The sequence below is a fragment of the Novosphingobium sp. genome, assembly GCF_965228995.1.
In the GTDB taxonomy this organism is placed as follows: domain Bacteria; phylum Pseudomonadota; class Alphaproteobacteria; order Sphingomonadales; family Sphingomonadaceae; genus Novosphingobium.
This window is the reverse complement of the sequence record NZ_OZ245852.1, coordinates 328,656-344,415: the sequence shown is the minus strand read 5'-3', so window position 1 is coordinate 344,415 and position 15,760 is coordinate 328,656. Positions and strand designations below refer to the sequence as shown.

The following is a 15,760-nucleotide window of genomic DNA, read 5'->3' as shown; positions in this document are numbered from 1 at the left end:
TCGGAAACCGGCAGCGCGCTACATCAGGGGCCGACCCCGCAGGAAGGTTTTGCCCCTCATGTCCGATGCCACCGATCCCACCGATCACGCCTTTTCGGCTTCGGTAAAGGCCGCACAAATCCGCAAGGGTTCCCGGCAGCACTATGCCGGGATGATCATGGCCGACCGGGTCGATGCCCGCCTTGCCGCCTTCATCGGCGAAGTGCGCAGCTTCTATCTCGGCACTGCCAGCGCCGATGGGCAGCCTTATATCCAGCATCGCGGCGGGCCCAAGGGCTTCCTCAGGATCCTTGACGACAAGCGCCTCGCCTTCGCCGATCTTACCGGCAACCGGCAGTACATCACCACCGGCAACGCGGCGGAGAACCGCAAGGCTTTCATTTTCCTGATGGATTACGCCAATCGCCGCCGCATCAAGCTCTGGGGCGAGCTCGAGGTGATCGAGGGCGATGCCGATCTCACTGCCGCCCTCGCCGTGCCCGGCTATCGCGGCAAGCCCGAGCAGGCGATGGTGTTCACGATCACCGCGTGGGACATCAACTGCCCGCAGCACATCCCCCACCTCCTGCCGGCGGAGGACGTCGCCGAAGCGCTCTCGGCGCGCGATGCGCGGATTGCCGCGCTTGAAGCACAGCTCGCCGCCCTTTCAAAAAGTGGAACCTAACGTTGCAGTTTATCCCTCTACAAAAGCTAGGCTGGCAAACCTACATAGAGACAGCAGCCGCCGGTTCCCCCCTCCCTTCCCGGCGGCCCTAGCGCTCTGGCGGCACATCCCTGGCCGCCCGGAGCCCCAGCACCCGGGCAGGACCCATCCCCCCCGCACCCTGCCCGGGTGCCACCCTTTCCTGACGTAACCCGTCTCCTCACGCCTCGATGAAAGGCCCTCTGATGTCGCGTCCCCCGCTTCCGCCCTTCACCGCCGAAACCGCCGCCGAGAAGGTGCGCCTCGCCGAAGACGCGTGGAACACCCGCGATCCGCAGCGCGTTGCGCTCGCCTATACCGAGGACACCCAGTGGCGGAACCGCGCCGAGTTCGTGCAGGGCCGCGCCGCGGTGGAGGCCCTGCTCACCCGCAAGTGGACGCGTGAGCTCGATTACCGGCTCGTCAAGGAACTCTGGGCGCACGACGGCAACCGCATCGCGGTGCGCTTCGCCTACGAATACCACGACGACAGCGGCCAGTGGTTCCGCGCCTATGGTAACGAGAACTGGGAATTCGACGAACACGGCCTCATGCGCCGCCGCATCGCCAGCATCAACGAACACCCCATCCGCGCCGACGAGCGCAAGCTCGATTGGCCGCTCAGCCGCCGCCCCGACGATTATCCCAGCCTCACCGCGCTGGGCTTCTGAAAGCCAGACCGATGAAATCCGCCCGCACCACTTTTTCGCGCCTGCCCGTCCTGCACCTGTGCTTCGAACGCCTCCGCGCCCGCCCCGATTGGCTGGAAAGCTGGCTGATCGGCTGGGCCCTGCTCCTCGCATGGGGCCTGTTCGCGTTCCTCGTGGTCCCCGCAGGCCTTGCCGCCACCGCCGCGCAGACGGTGTTCTTCGCAGGCCTGTTCCCTTGGATCCTGCTGCCGGTCGTTGCGGCCTCCGGCTCGAAACCCTGCTGAAGTAACTGATGAGGTGCGCGTTTGCTGAAAGCGCTGACGATTGTGCGATTGACGACCGTCGCCGGGCAACACCCTGATTAAAATTAGGACTACTCAGGCCGATGCGGCCCTGTAGCGGCGGCCCTTCGGTTCATCAGAAGGGCGATTCAGAGCGGCAATTTTGCTGCAGGAATGTTAGCGCACGCAGAGAGCGATCTCTCATGCCTTTCGTTGAGAACTTCAACAAAACAGAATGACTAGTTAAAGGGTTTTTGCTTGATCCATAAACGACATCTCCTGTGACTAGTATGCTAGCCGAAAACGGTTCGACGTCCTCACCGACTTGGTAGAACTGTATTTTTTCGACATTCTTGAAATCAAAACCTAATATAAATCTGTTGTTTGAGTTACTGGTGACAAATGCAGAAAATATGCAGGGATATTCTTCCTTCATTTGAATTTTTGCAAAGTATAGTTTATCTGATATATAGTCATTATCAAGTATGGTCATTCTCGCGTTCGGCGCCATTACATCCATTAGAAAACTTTGGGCATCGTTAACACTTGGATTATCTGCGTCCTGCGCCAAACATGACGAATAAGCGTTGAGAAATATTCCATAAGCAATCGCTATGAATTTAAAATATTTCACAAATTGGTCCCTCCGAAGCCGGGAAATTGCTAAAGTTATGCGCGATATAGTAGATTAAGTGATAGTCTGGGGGTATTCCAGGGTCGATCTTGAGCACGATACATTCACAAGCAAAAATATCAACGCGCTGCCGCTTATCACTTTGTCGCGAGTCGTATTTTCAGAGCTGCTGCATGGATCGGCCGCTCGGAAGGTGCTGATTTGACATGATCTTCTAACGAGGGCGCCGCGGCACAATGATCTGCCGCCGCAGACGACAAGCAGGTTTGACCTGACTACTGTTGCTCGGCGGGTCGGAAATGAAACCTTAGCGCTTGACCGAGATAATTGCTTCGATCAGACTGCGTATATAGACTTTTTTGCTTGCGAACGAATTGGCACAGCGGTTCGTTTTTTGGCTGACTAGTTTGCGTTATTTATCAGAAGTTTGGCTTATTTTGGCATGGCCGAAGATCAGTGAGGACCATATGACGCCAAGTCGGGTCACCTTCCTGCTTTGCGCAGGGCTTGTGTTCGTTCCGGTTGCTGCTGTTGCTAGCACAATATCGATCGAAGGCACGGCAGCGTTATCGGGAGGATCGATTAATCCGCCCGATCCGGTCGAAGGCTGCAATAAAGCGAAGATGAATGCCGAAGAAAAGGCCTCACAGGCTGGAACAGTTCGCCTGATCTCTTGGGATCGTCTAAGTAATGACAGTGACTGTTCATTGTCGACTCAAAGAGTTGGCAGTATTGGCTATTATTTTATTTTTAAGGCGAGAGGTCAGTTTGAACAATAATAATTAGACGGCTCAAAATGCGTTTGGCCGATTATAATAAGACGGGTGCTCTACTGATCAATCGACTGCCCGCGCGATTGGCGGTTCCAACAACTTCCACTTGCGAGTAGCCGACGAAGTCGCCTTGAGCACCTGATTCAACGAAGCCCCAGTCCTGCTAAGCGCTTTGCTGCTCTGGAGCAGGCAAGTTCCGATGCTGGCGCGCTGGGAACTCCGCCTCTGGTCTTCAATTTCAACTCCGCTGACACGCTCAAGTCAAACCCCGCACGCCCCGGATCGGATCAAAAACCGCTGCTCGCGCCCGTTATCAAGGCTGAACATCCCCCCGCGCCCCGGCACCGCATCTAGCAGCAGGTCCACCGCCTCGCCTGCCGCGGTCCATGCCTCGAACTGGCGCACACCGATATAGAACGGCGCCTCGCCCACCTGCCCCAGCAGTACGTCGCTTTCGCCCACGCGAAACTCGCCCGCCGGATAGCACATGGGGGAGGAGCCATCGCAGCACCCGCCCGATTGGTGAAACAGCACCGGCCCGTGCTCGGCGATGATCTCGCCAAGCAGGGCCAATGCCGCCGGGGTGGCTGCAACCTTATGCATCGGCCTCAGAAGAAGCCCAGCGCCTTGGGGCTGTAGCTCACCAGCAGGTTCTTGGTCTGCTGGTAGTGGTCCAACATCATCTTGTGGTTCTCGCGCCCGATGCCCGATTGCTTGTAGCCGCCGAAGGCCGCGTGCGCGGGATAGGCGTGGTAGCAATTGGTCCACACGCGCCCGGCCTGCACCGCGCGGCCGGTGCGATAAGCCTGCGTGCCATTGCGCGTCCACACGCCCGCGCCAAGGCCATAGAGCGTGTCGTTGGCGATGGCATGCGCGTCGTCGGCATCCTTGAATGTCGTCACCGCCACCACGGGGCCGAAGATTTCCTCCTGGAACACGCGCATCTTGTTGTGGCCTTCAAGGATCGTCGGCTTGACGTAGAAGCCGCCCGCCATGTCGCCCGGCATCACCGCGCGCTCGCCGCCCGTCAGCACCTTGGCGCCTTCGCCCCGGCCGATCTCGAAGTAGGAGAGGATCTTCTCCAGCTGCTCCGAAGAAGCCTGCGCGCCGATCATCGTCGCGGCATCGAGCGGGCTGCCCTGCACGATCTTTTCGACGCGGGCCACCGCGCGCTCCATGAACTTGTCGTAGATCGATTCCTGGATCAGCGCGCGGCTCGGGCAGGTGCAGACCTCGCCCTGGTTGAGCGCGAACATGGCAAAGCCTTCGAGCGCCTTGTCGAAGAAGTCGTCATCCGCGTCCATCACGTCGGCAAAGAAGATGTTGGGCGATTTGCCGCCGAGTTCCAGCGTGACCGGGATCAGGTTTTCGCTGGCATACTGCATGATGAGGCGGCCGGTCGTCGTTTCACCGGTGAAGGCGATCTTGGCGATGCGGCGGCTCTGCGCGAGCGGTTTGCCCGCTTCAAGGCCGAAGCCGTTGACCACGTTGAGCACGCCCGGCGGCAGCAGATCGCCGACGAGTTCGAGCAGTACGTGGATCGAGGCCGGGGTCTGCTCGGCGGGCTTGAGCACCACGCAGTTGCCCGCCGCGAGCGCCGGGGCGAGCTTCCACACCGCCATCAGGATCGGGAAGTTCCACGGGATGATCTGCCCGACGACGCCCAGCGGTTCGTGGAAATGGTAGGCCACGGTATCGTGGTCGATCTCGGAAATGCCGCCTTCCTGCGCGCGGATACAGCCCGCGAAATAGCGGAAGTGATCGATCGCCAGCGGCATATCCGCCGCCATGGTCTCGCGGATCGGCTTGCCGTTGTCCCAGGTCTCTGCCGTAGCCAGCAGGGCGAGGTTCTCTTCCATCCGGTCGGCAATGCGGTTCAGGATCAGCGCGCGCTCACCGGCGCTGGTGCGTCCCCACGCGTCCTTGGCGGCATGCGCGGCATCGAGCGCGGCTTCGACATCGGCAGCGGAAGAGCGCGCGAGCGAGGTGATCGTCTGCCCGGTGATCGGCGATGGATTGTCGAACCGCCGCCCGTCCGCGGCATCGACCCAGCGTCCGCCGATATAGTTGCCGTAATAGTCCTTGAAGGGATGCGGGGGCAGTGCGCCGGTCATGCTCGTTCCTCTCGTGTGTCCCGCCGGGTCTCGCGCCCGGGCGTGGGTTTGCAGTGCGGCCAACAGGGCCCTCGCCACCGGCGAAGTCTATCGCTGGCGGGCGCAGAAACAAGGGCTTGCTTGCCTTCCCCCTGTCCTACAGCGCGGGCTCTGCGGTAAACCGGCGCCATGCTCCTTGACCCGCATCAATTCGAGAAACCGCGCCGCAAAACCGGCCCGCGCGAGCCCTCGGCGAGTTTCGCTTCAGGACTGTGTCAACTGTGTCAACTTGACCTAAATTGGGAGGCGCCGACGCGAATCGCCACAGGCGGGCGCTGGGGGCGGCAGGTGCGAAAATGCTGATGCTTTGCAAGGAAACTGGAGCGGGCGAAGGGATTCGACCCCCCCCCGCGGAGCGCAACAAAGAGTCAGAGGGTTCCCCGCAGACACGCGGAACCGACGCCGGAATGCACAGGATGAAGGGAGGAAACTGGAGCGGGCGAAGGGATTCGAACCCTCGACCCCAACCTTGGCAAGGTTGTGCTCTACCCCTGAGCTACGCCCGCTCGTGCGTTTCGGATCGGGCTCCCCGAGGGGCCCCGACCGGGGTGAAGCGCGCCCTTAGCTGCCCCACGTGGCCCGCGCAACAGCAAAAATGCGCGCAGGCCGCCCAAAGCCGCTTCCTCGCGCCTCTTGCCCGCAAATGCCCTTGCCGAACCGCCTCCGCTTCCCACATGGGGAGCAACACACAGATTCACGTTCCAGCGCGGAGACCGTCCAGTGGCAAGCCTTGGCCTCAATCTCGAAGAGCAGAAAGCGGTAGACCGCTTCCGCAAGGCTGTGGTCGAACCGTCGATGACCAAGCTGGTGGTGCTCGATTTCTGGGCCGAATGGTGCGGGCCGTGCAAGGCGCTTACCCCGCTGCTCGAGAAAGTCTGCGGCGAATATGCCGATAAGGGCGTCGTACTCGCCAAGGTCAATGTCGATGAAGAACAGTTCATCGCCGCGCAGTTCCAGGTGCGCTCGATCCCCACGGTCTACGCCATGTTCCAGGGCCAGCCGGTGGCAGACCTGACTCCGGCGCGCAGCGAATCGCAGCTGCGCCAGATGCTCGACCAGATGCTCGCGCGCCTTCCCATCCAGGCAGGCGATGAACCGGTGCAGGATATCGCCCCGCTCCTCGCCATGGGCGAGGAAGTGCTTGCGCTCGGCGATGGCGAACGTGCAGTCGGCATCTTCTCCCAGATCGCCGAAATCGCGCCCGATAGCGCCGCTGCCCATTCCGGCCTGATCCGCGCCCTGCTCGCGGCGGGGGACAAGGCCGCGGCGGAGGAAGTGCTTGCCGCGCTCGATCCCAAGCGGGCGGAAGATCCGGCGCTGGCGCAGGCGCGCTCCGCCCTCGCACTCGCCGCCGATGCGCCGGAGCCGAGCGAACTCGATGGCCTGCGCGCTGCAGTGGCTGCCAATCCCGGCGATATGGACGCTGAACTCGCGCTCGCCAACGGGCTCTATGCCGCTGGCGACCGCGATGGGGCTGCCGGCCTCCTCCTCGGCATGGTCGCACGCGACCGGACATGGAACGAAGGCGCCGCGCGCACCCGCCTGCTCCAGATCTTCGAAGCCATCGGCCTTGAAGACCCGTGGGTCGCGGCCACCCGCCGCAAGCTCTCCACCGTGCTGTTCGGCTAGGCCATGGCGCAGGAAAACCGGCCGGTGCGCCTCTCCATCTTCCCGCTCACGGGCGCGCTGCTCTTCCCCGGGCTGCAGCTGCCCTTGCACATCTTCGAGCCGCGCTACCGCTCGATGATCTCGGATTCGTTGGCGCGCGACCGGCGCATCGCGATGATCCAGCCGCAGGGCCAGTACGATGGCGCGCCGCTGTTCCAGATCGGCTGTGTCGGCAAGATCGGCGAAGTCGAGGCGATGGAGGACGGGCGCTACAACGTGATCCTCGAAGGGATTTCCCGCTTCCGCCTGCTGCGCGAACTCGATGTGACGACGCCTTTCCGCCAGGTCGAGGGCGAACTGATCGAGGACGATGCGGGCGCCAGCCTCAGCGCGGTCGAGCGCGCCTCGTTCGAGCGCGAGGCGCGCCGCTTTGCCGATGCGCAGGGCTATTCGGTCGATTGGGATTCGGTCGGCCGGCTCGATGATGTCTCGCTGATCAACGGCGTCTCGCAAATCGCCCCGTTCGACGCTGCCGCCAAGCAGGCGCTGCTCGAAGCGGACAGCCTTGCCGCGCGCTGCGAACTGCTCGTCCAGCTGATGCAGTTCTTCGGACGCCGCGATTCGGATGATGGGCGGGTGACGCTGCAGTAGGTCAGAACTGCGCCCTGATCCCGTCGATCACGAACTGCGCGGCGAGCGCCGCCAGCAGCACGCCGAGGAGGCGGGTAATCACCGCCTCGACCTGTGAACCCAGCGCCCGGATGATCGGCCGCGCGGCAACCAGCGCAATGAAGCTCAGCAGCATGACCGCCGCCAGCGCCGCGAGGATCACCAGCGTTTCTTCATAGCCCTTGGCCCGCGCGGTGAGCAGCATGACCGATGCGATCGAGCCCGGCCCCGCCAGCATCGGCATGGCCATCGGGAACACCGAGACATCTTCCACATGCGGCTGGGCGGTGCGGACCTTTTCCGCCCGCTCCTCGCGCCGCTCGGTCCGCTTTTCGAACACCATGTCGATGGCGATCATGAACAGCATGATTCCGCCGGCGATGCGGAAGCTGTCGAGTTCGATATGCAAGGCACCGAGCAGGTCCTCGCCGAATAGCGCGAAGACGACGAGAATGCCGCTCGCGATCAGGCACGCGCGCACCGCCATCATGAAGGCCTGCCGCGGCGTGGCCGAAGCCGTCAGCCCGGCATAGATCGGTGCGCAGCCGGGCGGATCGATCACCACGAATAGCGTCGTGAAGGCAGAGAGGAACAGGGCCAGCATCGGGATCAGCCCTCGTTCTTCGCGACTTCGCTGCGCTTCAGCACCTCGTTCATCTTGCCGTCCTGCCACAGCCAGACCGTCCATTCACGCGTCCCACCGGGCAGCACGGTGGAACGCCACGCCAGCGTGCCGTCGATCGAGCGACCGTCCTTGCTGTCAGCCCCGGCGGGGGCGGTTAGCGGCGGGATCGGCCCGGCCAGCGGGCGGGGCGGCGGGGGCGGATCACCGCGCTTTGGCTTGGGCGGAGCGTCCGCCAGAGGATTGCGGTGCGGGCGCGGCGGGCAGTCGGCAACTTTGCCGGTGATGAAATCAGCGCCAGCCAGCGGCGCGGCGAGATCGCCGCCCTGATCGAGCGCCCACTTGTAGTCACCCTTCTTGCGCTGGCGCTCCCACGCGGTCGAGAACCAGCCATTTGCGCTGCCCGCCTGATAGCCGCCAAACGTCACGCCCGCGCTGCCATCGCAGCTCATCCACACCTGGCTTGGCTGCCACTGCACCGCTTGCGGCGGATTGGCGCGGCCCTTGAGCCAGGCCTTGGCGAGCACCCGCTGCGGCACGAACATTTCTGCTGCATCGGTGGATGTCGCGGCAAAGGCGGTCCACTGCCCCTTCTCCCGCGCCAGCCGCGCAAAGGCGCTTTCCGCGGCGATCAGCGCGCTGGGATTGCCGATGGGGGTGATCCCGCTGCCGAAGCCGGGCGGCCCGCCGCGCCGATCCTGTGCGGAGGCGGGGAGGGCAAGGGCCAGCAAGGCAAGGAGGATCAAGCGCTTCATGGAGCCAAGCCTAGAGCAGGCAGGCGGCGAGGGGAAGCGCTGTGGGGGAACTCAGCGCCTCAGATCGCGTCCGCAGCCAGCTCGAGCCCGGCGTTGCGATGCGCCGCGACGAGCGTATTGCGCAGCAGCACCGCGATGGTCATCGGGCCGACACCGCCGGGCACCGGGGTGACCGCGCCAGCAACCGCCATCGCGCCCGCATAGTCTACATCGCCGACCAGCCGCGTCTTGCCTTCCTCGGCAGCGGGCACGCGGTTGATGCCGACGTCGATCACCGTAGCGCCCGGCTTGATCCAGTCTGCCTTGACCATTTCCGCCCGACCGACCGCCGCCACCACGATATCGGCGCGGCGCACCACAGCGGGGAGGTCCTTCGTGCGACTGTGCGCGATCGTCACCGTGCAGCTTTCCGCCAGCAGCAGTTGCGCCATCGGCTTGCCGACAATGTTGGAGCGGCCGATCACCACGGCATCAAGGCCCGAAAGCGAGCCCAGCCGGTCCTTCAGCAGCATCAGGCAGCCAAGCGGCGTGCAGGGAACGAAGCCCGGCTGGCCCACCGCGAGGCGGCCCGCGCTGATCACGTGGAAGCCGTCCACGTCCTTGTCCGGGTTGATCGCGGAAATGACCTTCTGCTCGTCCATGTGGCCGGGCAGCGGCAACTGCACGAGAATGCCGTCGACGGCCGGATCGGTATTGAGCTGCTCCACCAGCGCGAGGAGATCGGCCTCAGGCGTCTCTGCCGGCAGGCGATGCTCGAAGCTGGCCATGCCGGCCTCGATGGTCTGCTTGCCCTTGGAGCGGACATAGACCTGGCTGGCCGGATCCTCACCCACCAGCACCACGGCAAGGCCCGCCTTGCGCCCGGCTTTCGCTTCGAATGCGGCGGCAAGCTCTCCCACCTTCGCGCGCAAGGTCGCGGCAAAAGCCTTCCCATCGATAATCGCGGCAGTCATGTCGGCAGTTCCAGTTTTGGGTTGGATCAGATCGAAGTGGCCGTCGCCGCGAGAAAGAAGAGGAGCTGGACGAGGAGGCGCAGGCCGAAGATCAGGATCATCGGCGAGAAGTCGACCCCCCCGGTGTTCGGCATGACCCGGCGGATCGGGTTCAGCAGAGGATCGAGAATGGCGTTCAGCGCAGTCCACACGGCGGAAACCGCCTTGTTGTGCGTGTTCACCACATTGAATGCGATCAGCAGGCTCAGCACGAATTGCACGATCACAACCATCACGACAATGTCGATCAGCTGCGAGATGGCAGAGATCAGCGTGAACAACAGCATTGCGCATTCCCTATGTCAGCGAGGAAAGCACGCTCCTAGCCGACCCTCTCCCGAAGCCACAAGAGGCCCCTCGCCGAACGGCTGACGGCGACGGACAAACTTGTATGTGTTGCATACAAATTTGTCCAGAGGCTCGCGCACGGGACTGCCGATTTTCAGGGCTTCAGCGTTGTACTTTCGATGTGCCAGCGCAATTGCTCCGGTGTGGCGCCATCGACGTCGTTAACCCGGCGCAACACGACCTCGCCAGCAATCACCCGCGAACCATCCGTGATCGTGACGGGCGCTGTGTAGTAGATCGAGCCCGCGGCGCCTTCGCTGTCGCCCTTGCCAAAGGTCACTTTCGGATAGTGCAGTCCGGCCCACTGTGCCGCGAAATCGGTTTCCGAAACACCGCTGCGCGCGCCGTGATCGCCCCAGAAGGCGCGGACCATGGTCCAGTCACGCGCCTCGATGGCGGCGCCCCACGCGCGCAGAACCTCGTCGGGATCGCGCGAGCTTGGAGGACGGGCTGGCGCAGGCTGCGGCGGCGCGGCGGGCGGTGAAGGCGCCGCCACTGTTGGCGACTCCGCTGGGGAGGCCGTCGGCGCAGGCGCAGGCGAAGGGGCCGGGGCTGAACAAGCAGCGAGGGTGAGCAGCGCAGCAGCGCCGATAAAGCGGTGGATCATCCAAGGCCAATGCCCCACCTGCGCGCCGGTTCCCTCCATCGCGGTGCGATCCGCGATCAGCCTCACGCGCGGATCAGCGTGCCCGCGCCGCGTGCGGTGAAGATCTCGATCAGCATGGCATGCGGCACGCGCCCGTCGAGCACGACCGCTGCCTCACACCCGGCCTCGACCGCATGGACGCAGGTTTCGAGCTTGGGGATCATCCCGCCACTGATCGTGCCGTCCTCGGCGAGGCGAGTGATGTCCGCCGGGGTGAGATCGGTGAGCAGGCGGCGCTCCTTGTCGAGTACGCCCGGCACGTCCGTCAGCAGAAACAGTCGCGCGGCGCCCAGCGCTGCGGCGATCGCGCCGGCCATGGTGTCGGCGTTGATGTTGTAGGTCTCGCCATCCTCGCCCACGCCGATCGGGGCGATCACCGGGATCATGTTGGCGCCGGTGATGGTGTCGATCACCGTGGTATCGATCTTTGCCGGTTCGCCGACGAAGCCGAGGTCGACTACGATCGCTTCGCCGCTGTCCGCATCGTTGATCGCCTTGGGCGCCTTCTTCGCTTTGACCTTGCGGGCGATGACCATGCCGCCGTCCTTGCCGGAAATGCCGATGGCCTTGCCCCCGGCACGTGCGATCCAGCTGACGAGTTCCTTGTTGATCGCGCCGGCGAGGACCATTTCGGCGACTTCGGCGGTCTGCTTGTCGGTCACGCGCAGGCCGTCAACGAAACGCGATTCGATGCCGAGCGCTTTCAGCATGCGGCCGATCTGCGGCCCGCCGCCGTGAACAACCACCGGATTGATGCCGACGGCTTTCAGCAGCACGATATCCTCGGCAAAGTCCTGCGCGAGATCGGGATCGCCCATCGCGTGGCCGCCGTACTTCACCACGAAGGTCTTGCCCGCATAGCGCTGCAGGTAGGGGAGCGCTTCGGTCAGCGTCTCGGCCTTGGCGAGCATGGCCTGGTGGTGGGCTGCGTCGTCGGCGGCGGGATCGTGTGCGGTGCTCATGATGCGCCGCGCTTTGGACCAAGCGGCCTCAAGGTGCAATATTTGCCGGACCGTCTAGCGATTTCCATCCAGCCATTGGCCAAGCTTGACGAAGGCCCAGATCAGCGGCGGGACCATGATCGTTGAGAGCAGGAGCTTGGAGGCGATCTGGCCCGTCATGATTTCCGTGATCGGCAGCGGAACCCCTGCGGTATCCTTCACGCCGGCAAACGAGATCGTGATGAAAATCAGCGTATCGACCATCTGGCTGAGCAGGCTCGCGATCCATGCGCGCAGGATCAGCAGCTTTCCGCGCCCACCGGCAAGGCGCGAGAAGACGTAGACATTGAGCGTCTGCGAAGTGCCGTAGGAAATGAGCCCCGCAAACTGCATCCGCGCGCCTTGGCCAAGGAGGCGGGCATAGGCCTCCTGATCGCCCCAGAACGGTGCGGGCGGCACGACATTGATCACAAAGGTAAGCAGCAGCATCGAGACGATCAGCGGCACGAAGCCGAAGCGCACCAGCCGGTTCGCCACATCCTGTCCGTAGAGTTCGGCCACCGCGCTTGCCATCACGACGAGCAGCAGGAATGCGAAGATCCCGCTTTCGACCGCAAGATCACCGAGCAGCGGCCAATGGCCCAGCGCCGCGATCTTGGTGCCGAGCACGCCCGCAAGAACGACAAGGCCGCCGTAAAGCAGCGAAAAGGCAAAGAGCGCGGTGGGAATGCCGGATGTCGAAAGCGTTGGCGATGCGGGGGCGGCGGGCGGTTGATCTTGCATCGGAAACGGTTAGCGGGATTTTGACCCTGCGCCAAATCCCGTTTAAGCCATACCGAACAGGGTTGTTCAAGGGAGCGGCAGGCCCGCGATGCGCGTTTTGATGAGCCTCGCCGGCATGGCGCTGATTCTTGCCTTGGCAGTCCTCCTTTCCTCCAATCGCCGGGCGATCCGGTTGCGCGTGGTCGTCCCTGCCTTTGCGCTTCAGGCGGGATTCGCTGCGCTGGTGCTCTATTTTCCTCCGGGCAACGCCGCGCTGCAAGGCGCAGCGGCGGGGGTCGAAGGGCTGCTTGGCTATGCCAAGGCGGGCGTCGCCTTCCTGTTCGGGCCGCTCGCCGATCCCGCCATCGGTGGACGCAGCTTCGCAATTGCCGCGCTGCCGACGATCGTGTTCTTCGCGGCGCTGATCTCGATTCTCTACTACCTCGGCATCATGCAGCTGGTGATCCGCTGGATCGGCGGGGCGCTGGAAATGGTGACCGGGATCAGCCGGGTCGAGGCGCTGTGCGCTGCTTCCAATATTTTCGTCGGCCAGAGCGAATCGCCGCTCGTCATCCGGCCCTATCTCGCCGCGCTGAACCCGTCGCAGATCTTCACGGTGATGAGCGTGGGCATGGCCGGTGTCGCGGGCACGATTCTCGCGGCCTATGCCGCGATGGGAATCCGGGTGGACTATCTCGTAGCCGCCGCGTTCATGTCGGCGCCCGGCGGGGTGTTGATGGCGAAGCTGATCATGCCGGACGTCCCGCCGATGCCCGATGCGCCCGCGGACGAGGATCTGCCCAATCCGCATATCGCCATTTCCGCCCCGGATGAGGAGCGGCCTGCCAACCTCATCATGGCGGCAAGCCAGGGTGCGCAGACCGGCGTGCGGCTGGCGGTCGCGGTTGGCGCGATGGTGCTGGCCTTCGTGGCGCTGGTGGCGATGGCCAATGGCCTGCTTGGCTGGGTTGGCGCGCATGTCGGCTTCCCCGGGCTTTCGTTCCAGCAAGTGCTTGGCGCGGTGTTCGCGCCGGTGTTCCTCCTCCTCGGCGCGCCCAATTGGGCCGAGGCAGCGCAGGCGGGCGGCCTGTTCGGCACCAAGATCGTGCTCAACGAATTCGTCGCTTTCATCGATCTCGGCGCGGCGAAGGACCTTTCTGCCCACACCGTCGCGATCGTCACCTTCGCGCTGTGCGGCTTTGCCAATTTCAGCTCGATCGCAATCCAGATGGCGGTTTCGGGCAGCCTCGCGCCCAATCAGCGCCCGGTGATCGCGCGGCTGGGCATGAAAGCACTGGCGGCAGGCGCGCTCAGCAACCTGATGAGCGCGGCGCTGGCGGGGATATTTCTCTCGGTCTAGGGCCCGGGAAAGTAGACCAGAATGGCATCGGCCACGCCGAGCCACCACGGAGTGTAGTAGAGCTCGGTCACCACGATCTCGGCCACCAGCGTCACCGCGATGCCCACGGCCGATACGGTCTGCAGCCGGCCCTTCGTGCGCCAGTCGAGCATGGCCAGCATCACGAGGAAAACGTTGGTCATGATGAAGCGGCGGGTGAAGAAGCCCATGCCGTGGCCGTCCATCAGCGGCTTGAGCAGCGGACCGCTCACACGCGACCATGCCGCGCCGAACAGCAGCGCCGTTCCGAGGAACACGAGCCGCTTGTGGATCGCCGTCCGCTTGCGCAGCAGCATGCCAAGGGTCGTGAAGATGAGGAACAGCCCGAGCGAGAAGATCGGAACGATCAGAAAGCGCTGTCCGCCCGGACGGTGGATCGCCTCGAAATGCTCGCTGTAGGTTTCGGCGAACACGCTGCTGATCGCCATGGCCGGGATCATCAGGGCGCTGACAAGGCCCAGCCGCTTGTGAAGCTCTGGATGGCCTTGCCGGATGAACACGATCTGCGCGGCAAGCAGCGCCACCCAGCCGAGAAACAGGCCCGCGTGGATCTGTAGCGCGATTGGAGCGGGGTAGTCGGCGAGGCCGTTGAAACGGGTCCAGCTTGGCGGCACGAAGCCGAGCACGACGCCTGCCACGCCAAGGACGAGGAAGGCCAGAAAATAGTCCCGCTCGATCTGCGGAACCCTGCGCGCGCCAGAAACAGTAGCCAATGTGTTACCCCCCATTACCCCGACCTTTGTGTCGAGGTGTGAGGCGTGCCCGTCAAGACCCGTTGCATCCATACCGGTAGCGGCCCCGGGGCAGACTTAGCGGGACGCGGCCCGTGCCCGGCCGGCGGCAAGTCCCCGCCGCACCAGCAGCGGCAAACCAAGCAGCACGAAGGGCGCCGCCATGAAGCCCCAGTAGCCATTGTCGGGCCGCCCGAACACGGTGAGCGCGGCAAGGAAGCCGGCGCTGCCGATGGCAGCGGTGCGCTCCATCTCGCGGCCCCAGCGCAGCATGGCGGCGAGCGAGGCGGCGACGAGCGCCAGGATCAGCGGGCCGGGCAGGCCGGTCAGCACCAGATTGCGGCGCAGCGCGTCGATCACCAGCGGCAGCCCGCCAAAGCGCACCCAGCCGGGGGAGGTGAGATCACCAGGTTGGACCTGCGCCGCAACAAAATGCGCGTGGATCAGCCACAGCCCGGCCGCCAGCGCCATCGCGCCGAGCGCCATGAGCACGCGCTTCCCATCGCGCTGCCACAGCGCCATCAGCAGGATCGCCGCAAGCCAGGCCAGCGCCGTCTCGCGCACCAGCACGGCGAGCAGCGCGAGGCCGATCATCAGCCATGGCCGCCGATGCGCGGCGAGCGAGAGCATGATCAGCAGCACGCTCCACTGTTCGTGGAGATAGACGTTGTCCGGAAAGAACGCGCCGAACAGCCCCGCCACGGCGAGTGCGACCATGCCCAGCGCCTCGGCAGGCGGGCGGTCCGCAAGGCTCTGCCGCATTGCGATCAGCGCGCCGAACAGCAGCGCGATCAGCGCGGCGGTGCGGGCCATGGTGCTGGGGAGGAGCGCGAGAAAATACGTCATCGTTGGCGGACGGACGGCAAGCGCGGGCTGCACCGGGTAGGATCGTTCCCGCTGCGCATCCATCGTTGCCGGGTAGAAATTCTCCCCGCCGCGCACGCGCTCTACCACGGTGCGGTAAAGTTCCTGATCGAGCTGAACGGGTTTTGCGGGAGCCTTCGCGGCGAGCGGCACGGCCAGGCAGGCCAGCAGGGCCAGCAGGGCCAGCAGCAGGGCGCGGATTGCCTTCATCCCCAACTCCCGTTCGTGTCGAGCCCCTCGACAAGCTCGG

General features: G+C 64.2%; 19 protein-coding genes and 1 tRNA gene. 7 read left to right on the top strand and 13 right to left on the bottom strand.

Translation table 11 applies throughout. From position 1 onward, the window contains the following. Window positions 1-58 precede the first annotated feature (58 nt). The 3 genes from ACO056_RS01605 to ACO056_RS01595 all read left to right on the top strand — a co-directional run bounded on the left by ACO056_RS01605 (window position 59) and on the right by ACO056_RS01595 (window position 1,616). On the top strand, window positions 59-664 hold the full coding sequence (locus tag ACO056_RS01605) for a pyridoxamine 5'-phosphate oxidase family protein (RefSeq protein ID WP_421850827.1): 606 nt from the start codon (window positions 59-61) through the stop codon (window positions 662-664). Between the two features lie 224 nt (window positions 665-888). After that, a complete protein-coding gene (locus tag ACO056_RS01600; RefSeq protein ID WP_421850824.1) occupies window positions 889-1,353 on the top strand; it encodes a DUF1348 family protein in 465 nt (154 codons plus the stop codon). An 11-nt stretch (window positions 1,354-1,364) separates the two neighbouring features. Continuing rightward, window positions 1,365-1,616: a hypothetical protein gene (locus ACO056_RS01595; RefSeq protein ID WP_421850821.1), complete on the top strand. Its 252-nt coding sequence runs from the start codon at window positions 1,365-1,367 to the stop codon at window positions 1,614-1,616. A gap of 133 nt (window positions 1,617-1,749) precedes the next feature. On the opposite strand, the gene ACO056_RS01590 is transcribed toward ACO056_RS01595, so the two are convergent. Next, entirely contained in the window at window positions 1,750-2,247 is a 498-nt protein-coding gene (locus ACO056_RS01590) for a hypothetical protein (protein ID WP_421850818.1), read from the bottom strand. Window positions 2,248-2,621: 374 nt separating this feature from the next. On the opposite strand from ACO056_RS01590, the gene ACO056_RS01585 reads away from it, so the two are divergent. Next, window positions 2,622-3,026 (top strand): hypothetical protein, encoded by a 405-nt coding sequence (locus tag ACO056_RS01585; protein WP_421850815.1) that lies wholly within the window; start codon window positions 2,622-2,624, stop codon window positions 3,024-3,026. 255 nt (window positions 3,027-3,281) lie between these two features. Here the strand turns inward: ACO056_RS01585 and ACO056_RS01580 are convergent, their stop codons facing one another. The 3 genes from ACO056_RS01580 to ACO056_RS01570 all read right to left on the bottom strand — a co-directional run bounded on the left by ACO056_RS01580 (window position 3,282) and on the right by ACO056_RS01570 (window position 5,679). Then, complete coding sequence (locus tag ACO056_RS01580; RefSeq protein ID WP_421850812.1) at window positions 3,282-3,623, bottom strand: DUF779 domain-containing protein; 342 nt, start codon at window positions 3,621-3,623, stop codon at window positions 3,282-3,284. A 5-nt stretch (window positions 3,624-3,628) separates the two neighbouring features. Beyond that, complete coding sequence (gene adh / locus ACO056_RS01575; RefSeq protein ID WP_421850809.1) at window positions 3,629-5,134, bottom strand: aldehyde dehydrogenase; 1,506 nt, start codon at window positions 5,132-5,134, stop codon at window positions 3,629-3,631. Between the two features lie 470 nt (window positions 5,135-5,604). After that, window positions 5,605-5,679, bottom strand: a tRNA-Gly gene (locus ACO056_RS01570). A gap of 214 nt (window positions 5,680-5,893) precedes the next feature. Here ACO056_RS01570 and ACO056_RS01565 point away from each other — a divergent pair. Next, window positions 5,894-6,802: a tetratricopeptide repeat protein gene (locus tag ACO056_RS01565; RefSeq protein ID WP_421850806.1), complete on the top strand. Its 909-nt coding sequence runs from the start codon at window positions 5,894-5,896 to the stop codon at window positions 6,800-6,802. Between the two features lie 3 nt (window positions 6,803-6,805). After that, window positions 6,806-7,432 carry an LON peptidase substrate-binding domain-containing protein gene (locus ACO056_RS01560; RefSeq protein ID WP_421850803.1) on the top strand — a complete coding sequence of 209 codons (627 nt, stop codon included), beginning with the start codon at window positions 6,806-6,808 and terminating at the stop codon, window positions 7,430-7,432. Window position 7,433: 1 nt separating this feature from the next. Here ACO056_RS01560 and ACO056_RS01555 read toward each other — a convergent pair whose 3' ends face one another. The 7 genes from ACO056_RS01555 to ACO056_RS01525 all read right to left on the bottom strand — a co-directional run bounded on the left by ACO056_RS01555 (window position 7,434) and on the right by ACO056_RS01525 (window position 12,537). Then, window positions 7,434-8,054: a MarC family protein gene (locus tag ACO056_RS01555; protein WP_421850800.1), complete on the bottom strand. Its 621-nt coding sequence runs from the start codon at window positions 8,052-8,054 to the stop codon at window positions 7,434-7,436. Window positions 8,055-8,059: 5 nt separating this feature from the next. After that, window positions 8,060-8,827, bottom strand: coding sequence for a hypothetical protein (locus tag ACO056_RS01550; protein ID WP_421850797.1), 768 nt, complete (start codon window positions 8,825-8,827; stop codon window positions 8,060-8,062). A 59-nt stretch (window positions 8,828-8,886) separates the two neighbouring features. Continuing rightward, window positions 8,887-9,780, bottom strand: coding sequence for a bifunctional methylenetetrahydrofolate dehydrogenase/methenyltetrahydrofolate cyclohydrolase FolD (gene folD, locus ACO056_RS01545; RefSeq protein WP_421850794.1), 894 nt, complete (start codon window positions 9,778-9,780; stop codon window positions 8,887-8,889). Between the two features lie 26 nt (window positions 9,781-9,806). Continuing rightward, window positions 9,807-10,106, bottom strand: a complete 300-nt coding sequence (locus ACO056_RS01540) for a YggT family protein (RefSeq protein WP_421850791.1) — start codon at window positions 10,104-10,106, stop codon at window positions 9,807-9,809. A gap of 155 nt (window positions 10,107-10,261) precedes the next feature. Next, window positions 10,262-10,663 (bottom strand): hypothetical protein, encoded by a 402-nt coding sequence (locus ACO056_RS01535; protein WP_421850788.1) that lies wholly within the window; start codon window positions 10,661-10,663, stop codon window positions 10,262-10,264. A 173-nt stretch (window positions 10,664-10,836) separates the two neighbouring features. Beyond that, entirely contained in the window at window positions 10,837-11,775 is a 939-nt protein-coding gene (gene argB, locus ACO056_RS01530; RefSeq protein WP_421850785.1) for an acetylglutamate kinase, read from the bottom strand. A gap of 54 nt (window positions 11,776-11,829) precedes the next feature. Next, entirely contained in the window at window positions 11,830-12,537 is a 708-nt protein-coding gene (locus ACO056_RS01525) for a queuosine precursor transporter (RefSeq protein ID WP_421850782.1), read from the bottom strand. 88 nt (window positions 12,538-12,625) lie between these two features. On the opposite strand from ACO056_RS01525, the gene ACO056_RS01520 reads away from it, so the two are divergent. Beyond that, window positions 12,626-13,876 carry a NupC/NupG family nucleoside CNT transporter gene (locus ACO056_RS01520; protein ID WP_421850779.1) on the top strand — a complete coding sequence of 417 codons (1,251 nt, stop codon included), beginning with the start codon at window positions 12,626-12,628 and terminating at the stop codon, window positions 13,874-13,876. Here ACO056_RS01520 and ACO056_RS01515 read toward each other — a convergent pair. Together ACO056_RS01515 and ACO056_RS01510 are read right to left on the bottom strand one after the other, a co-directional pair. Next, window positions 13,873-14,628: a hypothetical protein gene (locus ACO056_RS01515; protein WP_421850776.1), complete on the bottom strand. Its 756-nt coding sequence runs from the start codon at window positions 14,626-14,628 to the stop codon at window positions 13,873-13,875. The genes ACO056_RS01520 and ACO056_RS01515 overlap by 4 nt on opposite strands. 96 nt (window positions 14,629-14,724) lie before the next feature. After that, the gene (locus ACO056_RS01510; protein WP_421850773.1) at window positions 14,725-15,720 is read right to left on the bottom strand and encodes a hypothetical protein; all 996 of its coding nucleotides are present in this window, start codon (window positions 15,718-15,720) and stop codon (window positions 14,725-14,727) included. Window positions 15,721-15,760 lie beyond the last annotated feature (40 nt).

Coding starts and splice junctions, on each gene's coding strand:
- ACO056_RS01510 (WP_421850773.1), bottom strand. CDS start 15,720: ATGAAGGCAATCCGCGCCCTGCTGCTGGCCCTGCTGGCCCTGCTGGCC.
- ACO056_RS01580 (WP_421850812.1), bottom strand. CDS start 3,623: ATGCATAAGGTTGCAGCCACCCCGGCGGCATTGGCCCTGCTTGGCGAG.
- ACO056_RS01520 (WP_421850779.1), top strand. CDS start 12,626: ATGCGCGTTTTGATGAGCCTCGCCGGCATGGCGCTGATTCTTGCCTTG.
- argB (WP_421850785.1), bottom strand. CDS start 11,775: ATGAGCACCGCACACGATCCCGCCGCCGACGACGCAGCCCACCACCAG.
- ACO056_RS01555 (WP_421850800.1), bottom strand. CDS start 8,054: ATGCTGGCCCTGTTCCTCTCTGCCTTCACGACGCTATTCGTGGTGATC.
- ACO056_RS01600 (WP_421850824.1), top strand. CDS start 889: ATGTCGCGTCCCCCGCTTCCGCCCTTCACCGCCGAAACCGCCGCCGAG.
- ACO056_RS01560 (WP_421850803.1), top strand. CDS start 6,806: ATGGCGCAGGAAAACCGGCCGGTGCGCCTCTCCATCTTCCCGCTCACG.
- ACO056_RS01595 (WP_421850821.1), top strand. CDS start 1,365: ATGAAATCCGCCCGCACCACTTTTTCGCGCCTGCCCGTCCTGCACCTG.
- adh (WP_421850809.1), bottom strand. CDS start 5,134: ATGACCGGCGCACTGCCCCCGCATCCCTTCAAGGACTATTACGGCAAC.
- ACO056_RS01525 (WP_421850782.1), bottom strand. CDS start 12,537: ATGCAAGATCAACCGCCCGCCGCCCCCGCATCGCCAACGCTTTCGACA.
- ACO056_RS01550 (WP_421850797.1), bottom strand. CDS start 8,827: ATGAAGCGCTTGATCCTCCTTGCCTTGCTGGCCCTTGCCCTCCCCGCC.
- ACO056_RS01605 (WP_421850827.1), top strand. CDS start 59: ATGTCCGATGCCACCGATCCCACCGATCACGCCTTTTCGGCTTCGGTA.
- folD (WP_421850794.1), bottom strand. CDS start 9,780: ATGACTGCCGCGATTATCGATGGGAAGGCTTTTGCCGCGACCTTGCGC.
- ACO056_RS01540 (WP_421850791.1), bottom strand. CDS start 10,106: ATGCTGTTGTTCACGCTGATCTCTGCCATCTCGCAGCTGATCGACATT.